Origin of the sequence: Snuella sedimenti, from assembly GCF_016428595.1 — a bacterium.
Lineage (GTDB): Bacteria > Bacteroidota > Bacteroidia > Flavobacteriales > Flavobacteriaceae > Snuella > Snuella sedimenti.
In genome coordinates this window covers 1-11,918 of sequence record NZ_JAELVQ010000044.1, presented here as the reverse complement: position 1 = coordinate 11,918, position 11,918 = coordinate 1, and the positions used below count along the sequence as shown (strand labels likewise).

The following is an 11,918-nucleotide window of genomic DNA, read 5'->3' as shown; positions in this document are numbered from 1 at the left end:
CCTGTGCCACCTCCTTTTGGTACTTCTTTTCCAACCGGGCTATGATGAGTGCCTTGGATAGGTTCACCACTCCTTTTAGGAAGAGTTTCTTCCATTCGGCATTCAGGTTGTTCAAGCTCAGGCGTTGGAGGATGAAGGTTTCCGATCTGGCAATCTTTGTGGCGATATCCCCAATATTGTAATTGCCCTGCTCCAACATCAGTTTGAAAGTTTCGGCTTCGTCAATTGGGTGCACATCCTCCCTTTCGAGGTTCTCCACGATCTGGGCCTCTAGGGCTTCTTGGTCGTTCAGTTCCTTGACCTGTGCGGGGACGGATTCCAAATTAATGAGCCTACATGCCCTTAGTCGTCTTTCGCCACATACCAGTTCATAGCCCTTGGCCGTAGGTCGTACCAGTATTGGTTGCAGCAGTCCTTTTTTCCTGATGCTCTCCGATAGCTCCCCTATGGATGCATCATTGAACTCCCTCCTTGGATTGGTCTTGCCGATGGATATTTCGGCCAATCCCACTTCCTTTAAATGTTCGGTAATTGTTTCCATAATTATTGATTTTGATTAAACAATATTTATGGGCAGACCAAACGGAAGACAAAATTTTGGAGTGGAAAGGAAACGGAATAAATAGGCACGGCAAAGCAATGGCTTTATGCCGTCCCTTTTCCGATAAATATTTTGCGACGTTTAACTTTCGAGAATATTGTGTGAGTCTATTTTATACTATTTTTAGATGGTCATACGCTGTTTTCCTTTGCTCAATCTTTCTTTTTGGATGTTTCAATTTTTCCCTTAGCTGCATCATATCCCTACTAATCTTTTTTTCAACGACCCTAGCATATTTTTGTGTCGTTGATAATTTCTTATGTCCAAGCATCTTCGAGACCGTTTCTATGGGAACTTCATTCAATAAGGTTATTGTTGTGGCAAAAGTGTGTCTTGCCACATGAAAGGTAAGGTTCTTATTGATATGGCAAAGCTTAGCTATTTCCTTCAGGTATTCATTGATTTTTTGATTACTCAATACAGGTAAAAGTGAATAATTATTTTCTGCCATTGCATGATTCGGGTATTTTTCCAAAATCTCTTGAGCTTCATCCAGCAAGGGCAATCTTACTGGAGTTTTGGATTTTTGACGCCTGACCATGATCCATTGTCCATCATCTATTCCATTAACGATATCATTTTTGTTTAAATTCTTGATTTCAACATAACAAAGTCCTGTATAGCATGAGAAAACAAATAAATCCCTGACTAAGCACATACTAGGGTTCTCTAAGTATAGACTGGAAATTGAATCAACTTCGAACTGTTCCAAATAGGGACAATCAAACTCTTCAAATTTTAATTGGTATAAGGCAAATGGGTTTGCCTTTATCCAACTATGCTTCAATGCCAGAGTGGTAAACTTCTGTAACCTTTCCATGTGCTTCATGATTCCGTTGTTACCAAGCGGTTGGGATTTCCGAAGTGGCGGGCAGGTTCGAAGATAGTCTTCAAACTTAACGACAAACGAATACCCTATTTGTGACAAATGAATATCTTTTGACTTGAATTCCTTTTTGAGAAAACGATAAATGTATTTTTCGGTAGCGCCATAATTCTTAATCGTTCCCTGTGTGAGCTTTTTAAACTCATTGTCCCTGTGATACTCTATAAGGTCTTTTATTGTTGAGACTATCTTGTCCTTTCCCAGGTAACGCAGCTTTACAGCTAGAGATGAAATGGGTCTTCCCTCTTCTTTGAGCTGTCTATAAGCGGCTTTGATCTTGGAGTATACATCATCAAGTGCATTATTGATGTATTTTGCATTTTTAGTTCTTAATTTGGCTCGATTGCTAGTAGTGCACCAATTAACCTCCAGGACAGATTCTTTTGCACTAACATCAATCGGTGAGCTATCTATCCAAATTCGGGCATAGATTGGTAGTGTTCCGTCCTTTTTGATTGATGATTTTTTTAACCAAAAATGGACATTTAAAGTGTGTGTGTTTGTCATTACTTTCGTTTAGGTTAAACATTTCCTTGAACGAAAGCCAAATCGCCCCGAAAGTTATATACGGGTTCCAGACCATAAATTTAGAAATTTATTTTCTAAAAAAATAGGACACTAAATAGGACACTAATGAATCTGTATTTAAATGATTACAAAAAAAACCAGTAAAAATGTATTTCACTGGTTTTCATTTAATTACATATTAAAAATTTTCTTTTAATACCCTCTTAGTCGGGATGACAGGATTTGAACCTGCGACCACACGGCCCCCAGCCGTGTACGCTAACCGGACTGCGCCACATCCCGTTTAATGCTATATAGCAAAAACTGCTACGAAAATAAATACATTTTTTCTATAAATGAAATTTGAAATACACAAAAACAGCCTAATTTTTATATCAGACTGTTTTATAAATATTTACATCTTACGTTTTATTGCACAACAGCTTCCTTAGCAGCCAAATACCGTTCTGCATCCAATGCCGCCATACAACCGGTACCTGCCGCCGTAACTGCCTGACGGTATACGTGGTCGGCCGCATCGCCCGAGACAAACACGCCCTCTACGTTGGTCCTTGATGTCCCCGGTACGTTAATGATGTACCCGGTCTCGTCCAAGTCCAGGTAATCCTTAAAGATATCGGTGTTGGGCTTGTGGCCTATTGCCACAAAAAAGCCGGTGGCCGGAATCTCCGTAAGTGCCCCCGTTATGTTGTTCTTTGCGCGAACAGCGGTTACCACTTGGCCGTCCCCAAGCACTTCATCGGTATTGGTATTGAAAAGGATCTCGATGTTCTCGGTATTCCTTACCCTGGCTTCCATAATCTTGGACGCCCTAAACTCATCACGACGTACCAACATGGTCACTTTTTTACAGAGCTTGGATAGGTAATGGGCCTCCTCACAGGCCGAGTCACCCGCCCCTACGATCACGACTTCCTGGTTGCGGTAGAAAAAACCGTCACAAACGGCACAGGCCGACACACCGCCGCCCAACTTCAAATACTTTTGTTCGGACTCCAGGCCTAAGTACTTTGCCGTTGCACCCGTAGAGATGATCACCGTATCGCAGTGGATCTCCTTGGTGCCGTTTACCCACACCTTATGCACGGGACCCGAAAAGTCCACCTTGGTAACCCAACCATCGCGCACGTCGGTATCGAAACGCTCTGCCTGCCTTTGTAACTCCAGCATCATCTCGGGACCGGTAATCCCGTCGGGGTAACCGGGAAAGTTCTCGACCTCGTTCGTCGTTGTTAACTGTCCGCCCGGTTGCGTCCCTTGGTACAATACCGGTGCCATGTTAGCCCGCGCCGCATAGATCGCCGCGGTATAGCCCGCTGGACCGGACCCTATGATCAAACATTTTACATGTTCTATTGTTTCTGACATAACTGCTATTAATTTTAATAAAGCAAAAGTAGAATTTTTGCTATAAAACTTACGCTTAAGTTATCAAAAGATATTATCACATCATAATTGCTTATTATTAATATAGTTAATTACTTCATTTTTTTGTAACTTGTAGTAGTTAGATTGTTAATTTATTCCTTTTAAGCTTATGAAACCTCTTTTATTTCTCCTCTGCATTACACTTTCTTTTTCCTGTAAAAATGAATCAAAACCTGTTACCGAAATTAGCGAAACCATAACTCCTGAAGAAACTCCTACTATTGAAGGTGCTTGGGAACTGGTTAGTTACTTAAATTATAGAAGTGACGGAGCCGTTGACACTATTAAAACATCCAACACAAACAAACAAGTTAAAATGTATTCTGCATCAAAAGTCATGTGGACCAGATTGCGTGTTTCTGACTCTTTGGATTGGTTTGGATATGGAGATTATACAGTCAAAGACGGCTTGTTAACCGAAGTGCTGGATTACGGCTCTAAAGCCATGAACAATGTTATAAAAGAACAAAAAGAGTTTGTTTTCAATATTGTTCTGGAAAAGAATAAGTTTAGTCAAATTCAAGTAGATGATGAGGGCACTCCGCTTTATGCTGAAAATTATATCAGAATAGAGTAACACCAATTACCTTGTTAATGAGTGGTAATTGGTATTACAGCTTTTTTAATTTACAGAAGTTCTCTGAGCCTTTGTGTCGCGATCTCCGCAGTTATATCACGTTGAGGCGAACCAAACATTTCGTAACCTACCATAAACTTCTTAACTGTAGCGCTACGTAACAACGGTGGATAAAAACTCATATGCCAATGCCAGTGTTTATTAACTTCTCCGTTTGTTGGTGCTTGATGTATACCACTTGAATATGGAAATGAGGTATTAAATAGTTTATCATAAGCCTTAGTCAACACTGAAATGGCTTCGGCATAAAGCAAAGCCTCTTCCGTATCCATACTTAAGATATTCGATTGGTGCTTTTTGGGAACGATCATAGCTTCAAAAGGCCACACTGCCCAAAATGGGATTAAGACAACAAAAGCGTCATTCTGAAAAATAATGCGTTCATCTTTTTCTAACTCCTGTTTAAGATAATCCCCCAACAAACTGCTACGATGTTTCTTGTAATAGTTTAGCTGTTGAATGTTCTTTTTATCAACTTCATTGGGAAGCGTCGATTGGCTCCATATCTGTCCATGGGGATGCGGATTGCTACATCCCATAACGGCGCCTTTATTTTCAAATATCTGAACATAATTAATCAAATCATTGTCTCCGAGTTCTTTATATTCCTTTTGCCATGCGAACACTACCTTTTGAATTTCATTAGGTGTCATATCAGCTAAACTTTTGGAATGGTCAGGACTAAAGCAAACCACTTTGCAAATTCCTTTTTCGCTTTGTGCAACTAACAAACCATCCTCTACTGAAAACGAAGGAGAATCGCCCTGTAGTGCCGCAAAATCGTTAGTAAAAATAAAAACATCGGCATACTTTGGATTTACCTCTCCATTAATTCGTGTGTTTCCGGCACATAAATAGCATGATTCATCATACGATGGACGTACCTCGTTAGAAACCGTTTCATTTTGTCCTTGCCATGGTCTTTTAGCGCGATGCGGAGACACCAATACCCATTCTCCTGTTAAAACATTATATCGTTTATGTGAATAGTCCTGTAAATCTGTGTTCATCTTTTAAAAAATCTAATTTAAATTTTATGATATTAAATGTGTACCGTCAGAAAGTTCAATGAAATATACTGAACAGGCCTTATTGAACTTCTTCAAATAGGCTTTTGACACAGTTTCTCCAAATGCTTTTACTTGATCTTTTGCTATCAAATTAATAGTGCAGCCTCCAAAGCCTCCTCCCATCATTCTAGCTCCTAATACATGAGGATTTTGCTTTGCTTGTTCAACTAAAAAATCTAGCTCCTCGCAACTTACTTTGTATTGATTTTGCAACCCATTGTGAGATGCGTAAATTAAAGCTCCCAAGGTTGTCAAATCGCCTTTCTCTATTGCTTTTGACGCCTTAATAGCCCTATCATTTTCCTGAATTACGTAAAGTGCTTTTTGATAATTTTCTGGGGTAACCTTATCTTTCACACGCTCCAAGTCGGCTTCTGTAGCGTCCCTTAATGCCTTAACACCGAGCAATTCAGCTATATTTTCACATACTGAACGCCTGTCATTATATGCACTATCCGATAAACTATGTTTTACATTTGTGTTAATTAATAGCAACTGATGGTCTTTAAAATCAATCTCGTAAGGTCTAGCTTCCACCGTTCTACAATCTAACAACAAAGCATTATTCTCTATACCAAACATACTCGCATATTGATCCATAATACCACATTTAACACCAACGTAATTGTGCTCTGCTTTTTGGGAGATTAAAATCATTTCTTCTTTGGATAGTCCGAGATCAAAAAGTTCATTTAGTCCAAATACTACACTGTTTTCTAATGCTGCAGAAGAGGACATTCCTGCTCCTCCAGGAATATCACCACCAAATGCTATATTAAAATTACCAATAACCTTACTTCTATTTTTTATTTCCGCAATGACTCCGAAAACATAATTTTCCCATCTGCCTTCTGCCAATGGTTTTATAGCATTCAAAGAAAACTCTATACTTTCATCCTTATCTACCGCATAAGCCACACAATTAATCGCATCACTTTTCTGGATTGCAGCAACAATTCCTTTGTTAACAGCTGCAGGAAAAACAAAACCATCATTATAATCGGTATGCTCTCCAATAATGTTTATACGTCCTGGAGAAAATATTAGTAAAGGCTCTTCTCCATACATATCTATAAAACTTGTCCTTACATCATTTATTAAAGTTGTATTCATTTTAATTTATTTTACTGAGTACTTTATATCATTCTATTTTAAGATCCCAACTAATATTATAAATTTGTTTAGGCTGTAAGGTTTGTAACCCCATTCCATTATTAAAACTATCTGAAACACCTGTTGTTGGTTCAATAGCTATGGTGTTGGCATGTGGAGGCGTATATAATTGTAAAAAATTACCCTTGTCGGAAGATGAAATGACTGTAAACTTATATTTTGGAGTGTTAAATACTATTTTGTTTGTATTAAGTACAAAACAATCGTCCAAACTTTTGTCTTCAACCTTAAACACCTCATTTTTTGCTATATCCTTTAACCCTATAGTTATGTTTCTTTCATCAAAAACACAAGTCTTATCTGCATCAAAATTTAAAGTACTCTCGTATAAGTTATCACTCAAAAAATAAGGGTGCCAACCAAGAGTAAAAGGAAATGGTTTAATGTCTTCGTTCTTTACAGAAATCTTTAAGCCTAAACCATCCTTAGACAGACTATAAGTTAATTGAATGGTATACTTGTATGGAAATCCGTTAACACGATCTGCTTCAGTATACAGCAATATAACTTCAGCTCCATTTTGAGTAACATGCTGTTTTACTAATTTAAAAGTCTTGTTATACACTAATCCATGCAAAGCATTGTTTAATGGTTTTTCATTTATTTTGAAAGCATAGGATTTTCCTTGAAATGTATATGCGCCATCTTTTATTCTATTTGCGAACGGAAATAAAATAGATGAAGCATAAGTATCCTCATAAGTTAAAGGATGTAAATCTTTAATTAAATGATGACCATTTAAAATTAACTCCTGTAAACTGGCTCCTAAATTCAAAAATATTTTAGCGTAAACCGTTTTTTCTGAATTTTCAACCTCTATATAATCTACATTATCATCCAGTTTCTGTGTATGCGATATTTTATACAATTATTTAATTATTAAAGGGTTAATCTTAAAGCTAAACTATTTATCACCAAAAGCACCAATTAAAAGCAAACTTCAACAACTTGTAGTTTTTTGAGATTCCAAAAATAGCAAAAAAACCAACTAGTAGCTACTAGTTGTTGATAACTTTTAAAAGTTATTTAAATAGAAATTGCTATATTTCGCCGTTTGAAAAGAATTCATGTAAGAAATTCAATAATAATTTTAACTATCTAAACTAAATACAAAAATTATGACATCAGGATTTGAATTTTGGGATTATGCAGTTTTTATTGCTTATGCCATTTTAATTTTAGGGGTAGGACTTTGGGTCTCTCGCGATAAAGAAGGTCACCAAAAAAATGCTGAAGACTATTTCTTGGCAAGTAAATCACTACCATGGTGGGCAATAGGTACTTCATTAATTGCAGCAAACATTTCTGCCGAACAATTTATAGGTATGTCCGGATCTGGCTTTGCTCTTGGTCTCGCTATCGCTTCTTATGAATGGATGGCTGCTTTAACCCTTATTATTGTTGGTAAATATTTCCTGCCCATCTTTATTGAAAAAGGACTTTACACCATTCCTGAATTTGTCGAAAAACGATTTTCAACCAATCTTAAAACAATTCTGGCGGTATTCTGGATCGGGCTCTATATATTTGTTAACCTAGCATCTGTGTTATACCTGGGCGGATTAGCTATAGAAACCATAATGGGTGTTGATATGATGTACGCCATTATAGGTTTGGCCTTATTTGCCGCTGCTTATTCCTTATATGGTGGATTATCTGCCGTTGCCTGGACAGATGTGATTCAAGTAATCTTCTTAGTTTTAGGTGGTTTGATCACCACGTATTTAGCTTTAAATGCCGTATCGGGCGGCGAAGGGATATTAGCTGGTTTCTCTAAAGTTGTAGACGCAGCCCCTGAAAAATTCCATATGGTACTTGATGAGTTTAATAGTGATGGGTCTGAAAACAGTAATTATTTAGACTTACCTGGAATTTGGGTACTAATTGGTGGTTTGTGGGTTGCCAACATATATTATTGGGGATTTAATCAATATATTATCCAAAGAACCTTGGCTGCTAAATCTTTAAAAGAATCCCAAAAAGGAATCCTTTTAGCTGCTTTCTTAAAAATAATCATCCCTCTAATTGTTGTAGTTCCTGGTATAGCGGCATATGTCATGGTTAACGATCCATCAATTATGGCTAGTCTTGGCGAAACGGCTCAATTAAACATGCCCAGCGCCGAGCAAGCAGACAAAGCTTACCCATGGTTATTACAGTTCTTACCAACAGGTCTTAAAGGTATTGCTTTTGCTGCCTTAGCAGCAGCTATTGTATCGTCTTTGGCTTCTATGCTAAATTCTACATCTACCATTTTTACAATGGATATCTATAAACAATATATCAATAAAAATGCGAGCGATAAGGCTACTGTAAATGTAGGACGGATTTCTGCGGCTATAGCCTTAATTATTGGTACTGTAATGGCTCCTCTACTGGGAGGTATCGATCAAGCGTTTCAATTTATTCAAGAATATACAGGTATTGTAAGCCCAGGCATCTTAGCCGTATTTATTTTAGGCTTGTTCTGGAAGAAAACAACCAATAATGCTGCCATTTGGGGTGCATTGGCATCGATTCCTATTGCATTGGCATTAAAATTCATCCCTATTCCTGGTCTTGAACCTTGGATGCATCAAATGGGTATTACTGCCTTGCTTACCATGCTAGTAATCATCATTGTTAGTTATCTTCAAAACAAAGGAATTGATGATGAAAAAGGCATTCCATTATCTAAAAAATTATTCGCAACTTCTCCACTATTCAACATCGGGGCATTTGTTATCATGATAATCCTTACCGTATTGTACAGCTTATTTTGGTAAGTAATAAATATAAGGTATAAGAAATCAAAAGAGCGCCCTTGAAATTAAAACTTCAAGGGCGCTCTTTTTAAACCCAAAATTGTCGAAGTGGTTTAAACTTTTTGGGTTGAAGCGAAAATTGATGGGTTTGTAACCAGATGAAAGCTTATTTGAGTCGCATAGCAAGGCTACGTGACGATAAAAAGACAAAATATGGATGCAAACCGGCAATTTTTTAGCCAATTTGTAAAAGTTCAAATCACTTCTTCTATAATGATTTTCTTAAAATAAGATTGTTGGGGTTTTCTATTCTTGCTTGCTCTTTATTAATAATCATCTGTGCTAAACGCGCTCCCATCTTATTAAAATCGGTTGAAATAGTTGTAATACCGCCTTCAACTATTTCTTTAAGCATCGTATCGTTATAAGATATAATACCAATACTCTTACCCAATCGTAACTTTTCTTCTTTTATTTTCTTGATGATTCTTATTAAGTTTCTATCATCTGGAATAATATAAACCTCTCCTTCTTTTGGCATTCTATCACGAATCGAACTAATCACTTCAAAATCCAAATTATTCTCGGATACAAATCGCTTAAACCCCTTTAGCATGCCTTGGGGCTGTTTGTCTTCTGAGAACAGTAAAATTAACTTTTTGTAATTTTTAATAAGCCGCATCCCTTTTGTCAAGTTATTAAAAATATCATGCTCGAAGTTTTGGTATATAGCCGAATAACCATCCAATTCACCGTGTATTTGATCTAATATACATACCTTTTCAATTGGTAGTTTTTCAATAGCTTGATTGGTATTCTTTAAATTGGCCGGCATGATGACATAGTAATTATAGTTACCAATATTATCATAGATCAATTTATTAAACAGATCATGATTAAAATGATGAAAAAAAATATCAACATGAATATTCTCACCAAGTGCATTTAGAAATGAACTGTACAAATCTTCCTTAAAAGCATTGAGCTCATCAAATAATAAAAATACTTTTTGATTTACGTTAACAGATTCACTTGACACATAATACCCTTTTCCAGCAATAGACTGAACAATACCTCTTGTTTTGAGTTCATTAAAAGCACTTAATACAGTATCTCTAGACACTTCATGTTTATCTCTTATACTGTTGATTGACGGCAACTTATCACCTTTTTTAATGACCCCATCAGCTATGGCATTTTCGATAGATGTTACTATTTGCTTGTACTTAGGTACTCCCGATTTATTTTGTATTGCAACAATGCCCATAAAGCAAATATAGATAAATAAGCTTAATTCCTTACCAGTAGGTATCAGTAGGGTTTACTATTCCATAAAAGAACCTTTCTAACACACACTTCTGTTTACTTTTTATTTTTTATTAACATAGTCTATTAGCTCTTGCTCCGTATATTCATTTCCACTCTTAGGCTTTTTACTCCGTAGCACTTTTACCTCATTAGTACTTAAGCTTTGTGGTTTAGCAGAAAAAGCATTATTTACATATGATATGATATCTGCAATATCCTCATCGCTTATATTTTGATTATGAATAAGCCCGGGCATGACCAAACCTAGTTCATATAATTTTCCATTAACATGTACCGGTCCTTCCAAACCATGTAAAATAATAAGCCCCAATCGTTCGATGGGCTTGGAAACAAACTCCGAATGCATTAGTGGTGGCGCCAAACCTTCAATCCCTTCACCATCCATTCCATGGCATGCACTACACATTTGTCGAAACAGCTTAGCTCCCTTGGTTCGGGAATCTTCTCTTACCGAGGTTTTTGTAAATATCCAGTTTACCTTATTAGAAACTTCTTGCTTAACCACCTCCTCTAAATGCTCATAAAAATCACTCTTTATTAAAGTCCGATCTTGCTGTAAACTCAATTTAAATGTCTGAGAGCTCTCACTTAAACCACTTAATATCGCTTCAACCATTCTGGGATTGGTTTTATACTCTTGTATTAACGATTTAAGCAACGGAAAAAAAGTGTCTTTAGAAACTGCCATCCATACACCAACTGTGGATCCCAAATATAAATCTATGGATTTATCATGCTTCTTCATCAATACATCAAATAGTACTTTTATGCTGTTTACATTTTCTTTTAAAGCAAATGCTTCCAATAAAATCAAACTATGCGAAGTTACTTCTGGTGTTCCTTTTTCTGCAACTTCCACCAATAAATCGAACGTTAACGCTCCAAGCCCCTTTAATGTATACAGGGCGTGGATTTGTCCAAGTGGATCTTTTAACTCCTTAGCTAGTAATCTTAGCTGTGGGATAACATTTTTTTCTTCCTTATAAACAATATGGTGCTGTGCGCGATCTCTAATCCAGCCGTTTTTGTGCTTTAAAAGTGCAACCAACTGCTCTGCTTTTAATGCCTCAATATCTGGAACCGTATAAGGTTCAACTAGCTGATTTTTAATTTTGAGTATGCGACCAGCATTAATTATTGTATCTAATTGCTTTTCAATTGCTTTCTTTTTTAAATAAGGACTTAAGTAAGCTTGGTGCTGAATTACACCACGGTGCATATCGACAACATAAAGACTTCCATCTGGTCCAGTATTCAAATTAACGGGACGAAAGCCCTCGTCGGTGGACGCTAAAAACTCTTTTCCCTCCCATGCCTGACGGGCTGCTATACTATCGCCGTAAAACTCTAGTATGTTTCGCTTTACCAAATTGGCCTCTGGTACACAAACAAAAGCATTCTCTTCGTAACCCTTGGGGAAAAGCCCCCCTCGATATATGGTCGGTCCACAGGCCGCTGTTACATTGACCAATAAACTATCTTTATCCAAAACACCCTTGGCGTAGCCCCTATTAACGTAGGC

At 37.1% G+C, this 11,918-nt stretch carries 10 protein-coding genes and 1 tRNA gene; 2 read left to right on the top strand and 9 right to left on the bottom strand.

Annotation, left to right across the window (positions count from 1 at the left end; all coding sequences use genetic code 11):
- The 4 genes from JF259_RS17310 to trxB form a co-directional block, all read right to left on the bottom strand.
- A partial coding sequence (locus tag JF259_RS17310; protein ID WP_199116968.1) for a ParB/RepB/Spo0J family partition protein occupies positions 1 to 541 on the bottom strand: 541 nt, incomplete at its 3' end.
- Positions 542 to 713: 172 nt separating this feature from the next.
- Positions 714 to 1,994 (bottom strand): site-specific integrase, encoded by a 1,281-nt coding sequence (locus tag JF259_RS17305; RefSeq protein WP_199116967.1) that lies wholly within the window; start codon positions 1,992 to 1,994, stop codon positions 714 to 716.
- Positions 1,995 to 2,222: 228 nt separating this feature from the next.
- Positions 2,223 to 2,297: transfer RNA gene (locus JF259_RS17300), tRNA-Pro, on the bottom strand.
- 126 nt (positions 2,298 to 2,423) lie between these two features.
- Entirely contained in the window at positions 2,424 to 3,383 is a 960-nt protein-coding gene (trxB, locus tag JF259_RS17295) for a thioredoxin-disulfide reductase (RefSeq protein ID WP_199116966.1), read from the bottom strand.
- 169 nt (positions 3,384 to 3,552) lie between these two features.
- Between trxB and JF259_RS17290 the strand changes: the two genes are divergently transcribed.
- Complete coding sequence (locus JF259_RS17290) at positions 3,553 to 4,020, top strand: hypothetical protein (RefSeq protein ID WP_199116965.1); 468 nt, start codon at positions 3,553 to 3,555, stop codon at positions 4,018 to 4,020.
- Between the two features lie 50 nt (positions 4,021 to 4,070).
- On the opposite strand, the gene JF259_RS17285 is transcribed toward JF259_RS17290, so the two are convergent.
- From JF259_RS17285 to JF259_RS17275, 3 genes are read right to left on the bottom strand one after another with little or no spacing between them, the layout of a single operon-like run.
- Entirely contained in the window at positions 4,071 to 5,090 is a 1,020-nt protein-coding gene (locus JF259_RS17285; RefSeq protein ID WP_199116964.1) for a UDP-glucose--hexose-1-phosphate uridylyltransferase, read from the bottom strand.
- A 24-nt stretch (positions 5,091 to 5,114) separates the two neighbouring features.
- Entirely contained in the window at positions 5,115 to 6,263 is a 1,149-nt protein-coding gene (gene galK / locus JF259_RS17280; protein ID WP_199116963.1) for a galactokinase, read from the bottom strand.
- Between the two features lie 28 nt (positions 6,264 to 6,291).
- Positions 6,292 to 7,191, bottom strand: coding sequence for an aldose 1-epimerase (locus tag JF259_RS17275; protein WP_199116962.1), 900 nt, complete (start codon positions 7,189 to 7,191; stop codon positions 6,292 to 6,294).
- A 250-nt stretch (positions 7,192 to 7,441) separates the two neighbouring features.
- On the opposite strand from JF259_RS17275, the gene JF259_RS17270 reads away from it, so the two are divergent.
- Positions 7,442 to 9,088 carry a sodium/sugar symporter gene (locus JF259_RS17270; RefSeq protein WP_199116961.1) on the top strand — a complete coding sequence of 549 codons (1,647 nt, stop codon included), beginning with the start codon at positions 7,442 to 7,444 and terminating at the stop codon, positions 9,086 to 9,088.
- A 247-nt stretch (positions 9,089 to 9,335) separates the two neighbouring features.
- On the opposite strand, the gene JF259_RS17265 is transcribed toward JF259_RS17270, so the two are convergent.
- Positions 9,336 to 10,334 (bottom strand): GntR family transcriptional regulator, encoded by a 999-nt coding sequence (locus tag JF259_RS17265; protein WP_199116960.1) that lies wholly within the window; start codon positions 10,332 to 10,334, stop codon positions 9,336 to 9,338.
- 102 nt (positions 10,335 to 10,436) lie between these two features.
- Positions 10,437 to 11,918: DUF7133 domain-containing protein (locus tag JF259_RS17260; RefSeq protein ID WP_199116959.1), on the bottom strand; the 1,482-nt coding region annotated here is incomplete at its 5' end.

Coding starts and splice junctions, on each gene's coding strand:
- galK (WP_199116963.1), bottom strand. CDS start 6,263: ATGAATACAACTTTAATAAATGATGTAAGGACAAGTTTTATAGATATG.
- JF259_RS17285 (WP_199116964.1), bottom strand. CDS start 5,090: ATGAACACAGATTTACAGGACTATTCACATAAACGATATAATGTTTTA.
- JF259_RS17270 (WP_199116961.1), top strand. CDS start 7,442: ATGACATCAGGATTTGAATTTTGGGATTATGCAGTTTTTATTGCTTAT.
- trxB (WP_199116966.1), bottom strand. CDS start 3,383: ATGTCAGAAACAATAGAACATGTAAAATGTTTGATCATAGGGTCCGGT.
- JF259_RS17265 (WP_199116960.1), bottom strand. CDS start 10,334: ATGGGCATTGTTGCAATACAAAATAAATCGGGAGTACCTAAGTACAAG.
- JF259_RS17290 (WP_199116965.1), top strand. CDS start 3,553: ATGAAACCTCTTTTATTTCTCCTCTGCATTACACTTTCTTTTTCCTGT.
- JF259_RS17305 (WP_199116967.1), bottom strand. CDS start 1,994: ATGACAAACACACACACTTTAAATGTCCATTTTTGGTTAAAAAAATCA.